This window comes from Candidatus Komeilibacteria bacterium CG_4_10_14_0_2_um_filter_37_10, from assembly GCA_002793075.1.
Taxonomy (GTDB): domain Bacteria; phylum Patescibacteriota; class Patescibacteriia; order UBA1558; family UBA1558; genus UM-FILTER-37-10.
This window is the reverse complement of sequence record PFPO01000002.1, coordinates 1-7,272: the sequence shown is the minus strand read 5'-3', so window position 1 is coordinate 7,272 and position 7,272 is coordinate 1. Positions and strand designations below refer to the sequence as shown.

Below are 7,272 nucleotides of genomic sequence, written 5' to 3'. Positions count from 1 at the left end.
CGCCGGAGGCGGATCAGCCTCTGGCTGACAAGTCCCTGCCTGCCGTCAGGCAGGCTCTCAGCCCGATCATATTGAATGAGTTAAGATTTAATATTATGTCATTTAGAAGAACAATAGAAGATTTTATTTGCGATAATTGTGGTACTGAAGTTATCGGTGATGGTTATACTAACCATTGTCCTGCTTGTTTATGTTCCAAGCACGTTGATAAAGATCCTGGTGATCGAGCTCAAGAGTGTGGTGGTTTAATGGCGCCAATTGATGTTGATATTAAGCGAGGGGACACCTACATAGTTCAGCAATGTTTAATTTGTGGCTTTCGTCGGCGGAATAAAGTACGAGAAAATGATAATAAGGACGTTGTACAACAGATTAATAATAAAAAATTATTTGGCTAAATATTAGATAAAATTAAAATCCCCCGTAACAATTATTGTTAAAGGGGATTTTTTGTTAGGCAAGAACTTTTTTGAAAAAAACTGGGAAGCATATTTGTATATGACGAAGTATAGATACGTGGAAGCGCCATAGATATGCCATGCTAGTAATACTCGTTCCCCACAAGATCGGTGCGTGGAAAAAACCTGGCAATAATGTTCCAGTACCACCATTGATCCCACTTAATGCGTTGCCTAGATTAAAGAAAAAGGCTAATAGTACCGCACTGAGAATTGCCAAATGTCCTAGAGAAATAAGACCAAGCAGTAGATTTAGTAATCTTATTAAATCCAATTTTCCTTCTCTGTCTAAAAGACAAAAGTGAAAAGAAAAATAAATAAATGCAATTAAAGCCGCCCCTCTATTGTCAAAAATTAGCGCAATTACAGTTATAATAAACAGCCCTACTGAATAAAGAGGCACTAAGAGTTCATCTTTCATTAGATTTTCCTTGATATATTGTTAAAAAACTATGAATAATTACATCATAGCACAGTTTACTATTTTTGTCAATAGTGGAATATTATAATTATTTGCATACTCTTGACAGTATATTTTAATGTTTTATAATACAATTAGCACTCAATATAAGAGAGTGCCAACATAAATTTATGCCACTAGCCGACAGACAAGAGAAATTATTATCCACTATCGTGGAACAATACATTGCCACCGCTGAACCAGTTGGCTCCAAGCCATTGGTTGAAAGTGGTAAATTTGATTTGTCTAGTGCCACGATCAGGAGCGAAATGGTTGAGTTAGAAGAACAGGGTTTGCTTTACCAGCCATATACTTCAGCTGGCCGAGTACCAACTGAACAAGGATATCGTTATTATTTGGAAAATATTTTATTACCAGAAAGACAAATAAATTTAAAAGAACAAGATCAAAAAACATTACTCCAATATTTAAATAAGTTAGATGTTGAGCAATTAGAAGTAGTAATTAAAAACTTAGCTAAAGAAGTAGCAGAAATGGTAGAGGGCGCTGTAGTTATTGGTTTCTCACCAAACAATGTTTATTATACGGGCATTAGTAATGTTTTCCGACAACCAGAGTTCTGTCAGTTGGATACGATTATCAACATGAGCCAAGTGATTGATCATTTAGATGGCGCGATGGTTAATATTTTTGAGCAAATTAGAGAGCCACGTATTTTTTTAGGTAGTGACAATCCCTTTGGCCGTGACACCGGAGCAATTTTAACCAAGTACCAGGTCAAGAATCAGTCGGGCGTGTTTGGAATTTTGGGTCCCTTACGTATGAATTATAAGAAGGGTTGGCAAATGATTAATTTTTTAAACAGTAAATTTAATAATATTTAATTATGTCTGAGGAAAATCAACAATTAGATGATGAAGTAATTTTTCCCGATGATTTAGCTCTCGAGTCTGAACAAAAGGCTAATGAGTATAAAAATAATTGGTTACGAGCACAAGCTGATTACCAAAATTTGCAAAAAGCCACGGCTATTTGGAAAGAAGAGTATTTATTCACAGCGAATGAGCAATTAATCATAGAACTGTTGCCGATATATACACACTTTGCTACTGCCTTAAGTCACGTACCAAAAGCTGATGAGAAACTTGATTGGGTAGTTGGCTTGAAACATTTATATGATATGTTAGATAAGTTTATGAAAAAGTGTGGTGTGACCAAAATAGAAACTAGCGGATTAATATTTGATCACAAGGTGCACGAAGCCATCGGTCAACAAAGTGATATTGGTCAGATAGATCATACTGTTTTACAGGAAGTACAGCCGGGCTATAAACTTTATGAACGAGTTATGGTACCGGCCAAGGTAATTGTCAACAAACTTGAATAAATATTTAAATTGATTGATCGATCCTTTGGGGTCATTAGTCAGTAAGGAGTAATAAATATGTCAATAATCAAATGGACACCAATGTGGGATCCTTTTAATGAGATGGATGCCATGGTTGATAAATTTAGTACCATGCGAGGAGTTAATTCTTTTGCTCCCGCGATGGACGTTTATCAAACCGATAAGGATATTGTCGCCGAAGTCTCATTACCAGGTATTGACCCACAGCAAGTAAAAATTTCTATTGTTAACGATGTTTTAACTATCGAAGGCAAAATGGAAAAAAAGAGCGAGGTTGATGAAAAAAATTATTATCGTAAGGAAGTCAGTATTGGTTCCTTTTATCGTTCCGTCGCCTTACCGACTGCTGTTGACGGTGATCACGCTAAAGCCGTGTATGAAGATGGTGTGTTAAAGGTTACTATTCCTCAGGAGGAAAGAGTAAAACCAAAATCAATAACTATCGAAGTTAAGAAAAAATAAATTTTGCTGTTTAGCTCAGACACGATCTGAGCTATCAGAAGCATTTATTAACAAACAGCTTATCTATGGATTTTAATAAACACTCAATACGATTAGTACAAAATTGTCCAGTCTGCAATCGGCAGTATCAGGAAAATAAAGTGCAGATTTTGGATGAAGCAGGAAATAGTTTCTTAGCCTATATGACCTGTAGCTTTTGTTGGTCAAATATTATCGTCCGGGTGATAAGTTTACCGCAGGGATTGGTTGGTAGTGCTATTTTGACTGATTTGTTTCCGGACGAGGTGATCAAGTTTGGACAGAGTTCATCTTTGCAACTTGATGACATATTAAATGTTCATAGTAAATTATACGACAATAGTTTAATAACTTATTTAAAAAATAATTAACGTAAAAATATGACAAAAATTTTAGGTATTGATTTGGGTACCACTAATAGCGCCATGGCGATTATTGAAGCTGGTCAACCAAAAATTTTAGAGAATAGTGATGGTAATAGAACAACGCCATCAGTGGTAGCTATTAATAAAAATAATGAACGTTTAGTTGGCCAAGCCGCCAAACGGCAAGCAGTTATTAATCCAACCAACACTTTATTTTCTATTAAGCGGTTAATCGGTCGCCACTTTACTGATGAAGAAGTACAGCGAGATATCAAGATTATGCCTTTTCAGATTAAACAAGCTGGCGATGGCGTCAAAGTTGTGCTAGCAGACAAAGATTACGCTCCTCAAGAAATCGCGGCCATGGTACTACAGAAGTTAAAAGCTGATGCCGAGGCAAAATTGGGTGAAAAAATAACCGAAGCAGTTATTACCGTACCAGCTTATTTTGATGATTCGCAAAGACAAGCCACGAAAGATGCTGGTGAAATCGCTGGTCTAAAAGTATTAAGAATAATTAACGAGCCCACCGCTGCAGCACTAGCTTATGGTTTTGATAAAAAGAAAGATCAAAAGATTGCCGTCTATGATTTAGGCGGTGGTACCTTTGATATTTCCATTTTGGAGGTTTCTGCTGATACTGTGGAAGTCAAATCTACTAACGGTGATACGCATTTAGGTGGCGATGATTTTGATCAAGTTTTGATTCATTGGCTCATCGATGAATTTAGAAAAGATCAGGGTATTGATTTAGGTAAAGATCAGATGGCTTTACAAAGATTGAAAGAAGCAGCAGAAAAAGCCAAAATTGAACTTTCCACGCAAATGGAAACCGAGATTAACCAGCCATTTATTACTACCGACGCTGCCGGTCCCAAGCATTTAGTTTTAAAATTAAGTCGCGCGAAGCTGGAAGAATTAGTTGGTGATTTAGTCAAGAAAACATTACAGCCAGTGGAGAAGGCTATCACTGATTCTGGTTTTAGTAAGTCGCAAATTGATGAAGTGGTATTGGTTGGTGGTATGACCAGGATGCCATTTGTCCAGAAAGTTGTTGAGGAATACTTTGGTAAGAAACCCAACATTTCAGTTAACCCCGACGAAGTAGTTGCTTTGGGAGCTGCTGTTCAAGCTGGTGTTTTGCAAGGTGAAGTACGTGATGTATTATTGTTAGATGTAACACCTTTAACACTAGGTATTGAGACTTTGGGTGGAGTAGCGACACCAATTATTGAACGTAATACAACTATTCCGACATCACGATCACAAATTTTTTCTACGGCTGCGGATAATCAAACGTCGGTGGAAATTCATGTAGTGCAAGGCGAAAGACCAATGTCGCAAGATAATAAGAGTTTGGGTCGATTTATTCTATCCGGTATTCCGCCAGCACCTCGTGGCGTGCCGCAAGTGGAAGTAACGTTTGATATTGATGCTAATGGCATTTTAAATGTTAAAGCGCAAGACAAGGCAACTAACAAAGTTCAATCTATTACCATTACTGCCTCCTCAGGTCTTTCCAAAGATGAGGTAGAAAAAATGAAAAAAGAAGCTGAGTCGCATGCAGCGGAAGATAAAGTCAAGAAAGAAGAGATTGAAACGAGAAACAATGCGGAATCAATAATTTTTTCCACGGAACGGATATTAGAAGAGAATAAGGACAAAGTACCAGAAGACGTCAAAAAAGAAGTTACTGATAAGTTAGAAGAATTAAAAAAAGTAAAAGACGGCTCTGATTTAGCAGCTATCAAGAAGGTGATGGAAGAGATGAACAAAACCGTTTCCAAAATTGGTCAAGCTATGTATCAGCAAGCCAATGCTCAACAGACGGCAAGTCCTGACCAATCAGCCGGCACCGCTGATCCGCAGGCGGCGGCAGATGCCAATACAGTTGATGGTCAGTATGAGGAGGTTAAAAAATAATTTATTAATTAACTTTGACCAAGTTTATTATGAGTAAAGAGAATAATCCACAAATTCAAATTGCTGATCAAATCATGGGTGCTGAGTATACCAATGCTATGCAAGTCATGCATAATAAGGAGGAGTTTCAAATGGCCTTTTTAAACATTATCGCTCAATCCGGTCGGGTCGTCAGCAAGGTTGTTACCACACCGGGGCATATGAAGAGAATTTTGACCGCCTTACGTGAGAATATGGAAAAATATGAGCAGCAATTTGGTACCATTGATGAATCACAAGCTCCGGCACAGTTTGGATTTGAGGAAAGAAAATAGTTGCTAGTTAATTTAATTAAATACAGATTATGAATCTGTTAGTTTTAAAATATGTCTAAGGATTATTATCAAGTATTAGGAGTAGATAAGAACGCTAACGCTGAAGAGATAAAAAAAGCTTTTCGTAAATTAGCTCACGAATATCACCCTGATAAGAACAAGGGCAATGAAGATAAGTTTAAAGAAATTAATGAAGCTTATCAGGTTTTGTCTAATGCGGAGAAAAAGCAAAAGTACGATCAGTATGGTAGTAGCGGACCTTTTGGTTATGATGGTGCCAGGGCCAACGGCGCTAATGCTAATTATGGGGGCTTTAATTGGCAGGATTTTGGTTCTTGGCAGCAACAAGGCAATGTCCACGCCGATGATCTAGGTGATATTTTGGGAGGATTTGGTGATATGTTTGGTTTTGGTAATCAATCACGCACCCGCCAGCGATCAGGACCGCAGCGCGGTGAAGACATAGAAGCTCGTATTAGTATAACTTTTGAAGAATCATATTTTGGTTGTGAAAAGCAAATTGAATTAAGGAAAAAAGTTAAGTGTTCAAAGTGCCAGGGCAATGGCGCGGCTCCCGGTACGAAAATTGAAAATTGTAAAACTTGTCAGGGTAGCGGTCAAGTCAGAAAAAATCAACAGACTATTTTTGGACAAATAGCAACGGTTGTTACTTGTCCCGAGTGTCAGGGCGAGGGGCGGAGCTATGCGCAGAAATGTCCGAATTGTCAGGGTCGGGGAGTAATCAACGATAATACTAAAATTAAAGTAAAAATACCAGCCGGTATTAATAATGGTCAGAGTTTAAAATTATCTGGGCAAGGCGAAGCTGGTGAAAAAAGTGGTAGCAATGGTGATTTGTATTTATCGATGAACGTTTTATCATCAGCAAAGTTTAGACGCGAAAATGATGATCTTTATACCACGGCACTAATTAATATTTCTCAAGCGACGCTGGGTGATAAAATTTTAATTGAGTCCGTTGCCGAACAGGTAAAATTAAAAATTCCTGCTGGTACTAAGTCAGGAACTCAGTTTAAAATTAGTGGTTATGGTATGCCCAAATTAAATGGTCGTGGTAACGGTAATTTATTAGTTAAGGTGGAAATAAAAATACCCACCCATTTAAATAGAGAACAAAAGAAATTACTTGAACAGTTGAAAGAAAACGATTTATAAGCAAATCAGAATTGCTGGATAATATTAACTAAGTCTTGATAAGAATTAATTGTTACTAATTGTTTTCGTAGGGCAGTGGCTTTTTCATGACCATTAACGTAGCGGAGAACGTGTTTACGAAATTCTACTAAATTATCATTATTTTTATCGGCCGCCATCAGCTCGGCATGAGTAAGTAGAATTCTTTTTATTTGTGCCCAAGTAGGTTGCGTATACCTGTTGAATCTTAACTGTTCTTTGATCTGCGAAAAAAACCATGGTTTACCCCAGCAACCCTGCCCAATGCCAATGCCATCAACAGCCAATTCAGTAATAACGCTTTGAGCTTTTGCTGGTGTATCTAAACCACCATTAGCTAGTAGAATACCAGGATAGATAGTCCTGATTTTTTTTATTTGTTGCCAATCACTTTCTCCAGAAAAAGCTTGCTCAAAAGTACGACCGTGGACCATGATGGCTTGGATGGGTAAGTCTAAAACTTTTTTTACTAATTGTTCCGCAGTTACTTGACCTTTACCATTTCGTAATTTAATAGAGACGGGTAGTTTGGTTGCTTCACAAGTTGCTTGAATAATGTCATAAACCCGGTCCAAATTATTCATCAGAGTACAACCAGCATCATTACGATTTACTTTTTTAGCAGGACAACCAAAGTTGATATCAATACCATCAAAGCCAGCTTGAGCTACGAGTTTACTGGCTTGAACAAATTCTTCTGGTCGGGAGC

At 37.6% G+C, this 7,272-nt stretch carries 10 protein-coding genes; 8 read left to right on the top strand and 2 right to left on the bottom strand.

Translation table 11 applies throughout. The features are described from left to right. A partial coding sequence (locus COX77_00085) for a hypothetical protein (protein PIZ99936.1) occupies positions 1-398 on the top strand: 398 nt, incomplete at its 5' end. Positions 399-453: 55 nt separating this feature from the next. Here COX77_00085 and COX77_00080 read toward each other — a convergent pair. Continuing rightward, positions 454-879, bottom strand: a complete 426-nt coding sequence (locus COX77_00080) for a hypothetical protein (protein ID PIZ99935.1) — start codon at positions 877-879, stop codon at positions 454-456. 170 nt (positions 880-1,049) lie between these two features. Here COX77_00080 and COX77_00075 point away from each other — a divergent pair, with 170 nt between their 5' ends. The 7 genes from COX77_00075 to dnaJ all read left to right on the top strand — a co-directional run bounded on the left by COX77_00075 (position 1,050) and on the right by dnaJ (position 6,545). Continuing rightward, positions 1,050-1,763, top strand: coding sequence for a hypothetical protein (locus tag COX77_00075; protein ID PIZ99934.1), 714 nt, complete (start codon positions 1,050-1,052; stop codon positions 1,761-1,763). Between the two features lie 2 nt (positions 1,764-1,765). Next, complete coding sequence (grpE, locus tag COX77_00070; protein ID PIZ99933.1) at positions 1,766-2,266, top strand: nucleotide exchange factor GrpE; 501 nt, start codon at positions 1,766-1,768, stop codon at positions 2,264-2,266. Positions 2,267-2,323: 57 nt separating this feature from the next. Beyond that, a complete protein-coding gene (locus COX77_00065) occupies positions 2,324-2,749 on the top strand; it encodes a hypothetical protein (GenBank protein ID PIZ99932.1) in 426 nt (141 codons plus the stop codon). 65 nt (positions 2,750-2,814) lie between these two features. Beyond that, positions 2,815-3,138 (top strand): hypothetical protein, encoded by a 324-nt coding sequence (locus COX77_00060; GenBank protein PIZ99931.1) that lies wholly within the window; start codon positions 2,815-2,817, stop codon positions 3,136-3,138. A gap of 9 nt (positions 3,139-3,147) precedes the next feature. Next, positions 3,148-5,055: a molecular chaperone DnaK gene (locus COX77_00055; GenBank protein ID PIZ99930.1), complete on the top strand. Its 1,908-nt coding sequence runs from the start codon at positions 3,148-3,150 to the stop codon at positions 5,053-5,055. Between the two features lie 29 nt (positions 5,056-5,084). Continuing rightward, positions 5,085-5,369, top strand: coding sequence for a DUF3467 domain-containing protein (locus COX77_00050; GenBank protein PIZ99937.1), 285 nt, complete (start codon positions 5,085-5,087; stop codon positions 5,367-5,369). A gap of 51 nt (positions 5,370-5,420) precedes the next feature. Then, positions 5,421-6,545 (top strand): molecular chaperone DnaJ, encoded by a 1,125-nt coding sequence (gene dnaJ, locus COX77_00045; protein PIZ99929.1) that lies wholly within the window; start codon positions 5,421-5,423, stop codon positions 6,543-6,545. 5 nt (positions 6,546-6,550) lie between these two features. On the opposite strand, the gene COX77_00040 is transcribed toward dnaJ, so the two are convergent. Further along, positions 6,551-7,272, bottom strand: a 722-nt coding sequence (locus tag COX77_00040) for a hypothetical protein (protein PIZ99928.1), incomplete at its 5' end; no start/stop codon positions are given.

Bases quoted from the DNA above. Each gene is read 5' to 3' on its own strand.
- COX77_00080 (PIZ99935.1), bottom strand. From the start codon at position 879: ATGAAAGATGAACTCTTAGTGCCTCTTTATTCAGTAGGGCTGTTTATT.
- COX77_00075 (PIZ99934.1), top strand. From the start codon at position 1,050: ATGCCACTAGCCGACAGACAAGAGAAATTATTATCCACTATCGTGGAA.
- grpE (PIZ99933.1), top strand. From the start codon at position 1,766: ATGTCTGAGGAAAATCAACAATTAGATGATGAAGTAATTTTTCCCGAT.
- COX77_00065 (PIZ99932.1), top strand. From the start codon at position 2,324: ATGTCAATAATCAAATGGACACCAATGTGGGATCCTTTTAATGAGATG.
- COX77_00060 (PIZ99931.1), top strand. From the start codon at position 2,815: ATGGATTTTAATAAACACTCAATACGATTAGTACAAAATTGTCCAGTC.
- COX77_00055 (PIZ99930.1), top strand. From the start codon at position 3,148: ATGACAAAAATTTTAGGTATTGATTTGGGTACCACTAATAGCGCCATG.
- COX77_00050 (PIZ99937.1), top strand. From the start codon at position 5,085: ATGAGTAAAGAGAATAATCCACAAATTCAAATTGCTGATCAAATCATG.
- dnaJ (PIZ99929.1), top strand. From the start codon at position 5,421: ATGTCTAAGGATTATTATCAAGTATTAGGAGTAGATAAGAACGCTAAC.